The organism is Bartonella sp. MU70NMGDW (assembly GCF_042194085.1).
Classification (GTDB): Bacteria; Pseudomonadota; Alphaproteobacteria; order Rhizobiales; family Rhizobiaceae; genus Bartonella; species Bartonella grahamii.
Window position 1 is genome coordinate 1 of record NZ_JBHIMK010000443.1, and the last position, 953, is coordinate 953.

Here is a 953-nt window from a genome sequence, read left to right on the forward strand (position 1 = left end):
ACTGATAATGAAGCATATCAAATGGAAAAGCTCGAAAGAGAAATTCTGCAAAAGCTTTCCATAAAAGATCCTTACGCAGAATTGTCTATCAATGATAAAATTTAACTTTTAAAATCAGTATTACCAGCATACCATTTAAAGCCTCTTATTTATCTATTATAAAAAGAAAGTCTAGAAGATTTCAAAACCATGGCAAACAAAATAAATGCACAAAATAATAGTCAAGCATCTTCTAATAATGAAAAAGCCCCCTCTCAACAGACGAATCATACAGAGAAATATTCCCTGATGAATCATTTATTTTCATTCTTACGTGGTCGTAATTGTGCATCTACGTCACTGCGCGACGATCTTACCGTTGCACTCACGACTAACAATGAAAAAGATACTGCCCTCTTCTCACCTGAAGAACGTACTATGCTGCATAACATTTTACGCTTACGTGAAGCACGCGTGGATGATGTTATGATACCTCGTTCTGAAATCGAAGCATTAGAAATAAACACCTCTCTTGGAGAAACCCTTAAATGTTTCGCAAAAATTGGTCATTCTCGCATACCTGTTTATGCTGAAACTTTAGATGATCCGCGCGGCATGATTCATATCCGCGATATTCTTAACTACATGACTCGCTTTATTATCAACCCAACAAAAACCGAACAAAAATCCGATTTGCTTCAATTAAACCATACAGACTTACATACTCCAATCGGTGAATTGGATTTGATCCGAACAGTTCTTTTTGTTCCCAGTTCTATGCTTGCAAGCAAATTATTAACACGGATGCAGACTACACGAACACAAATGGCTTTAGTTATTGATGAACATGGGGGAACAGATGGTCTCGTTTCAATGGAAGATATTGTTGAATTGGTCGTTGGTGATATCGAAGATGAACATGATAATGTCGACAATGCTATCGTACGTGAACCAAACAATAAATGGCTCGTTGA

General features: G+C 36.7%; 1 protein-coding gene and 1 pseudogene. Both read left to right on the forward strand.

Annotation, left to right across the window (positions count from 1 at the left end; translation table 11 throughout):
* Nucleotides 1-105 (forward strand): annotated as a pseudogene (locus ACFIKE_RS11510) (rRNA maturation RNase YbeY); the annotation flags it as partial.
* An 84-nt stretch (nt 106-189) separates the two neighbouring features.
* Nucleotides 190-953 (forward strand): CBS domain-containing protein (locus ACFIKE_RS11515; protein ID WP_375650076.1); only part of this gene is annotated, 764 nt, incomplete at its 3' end.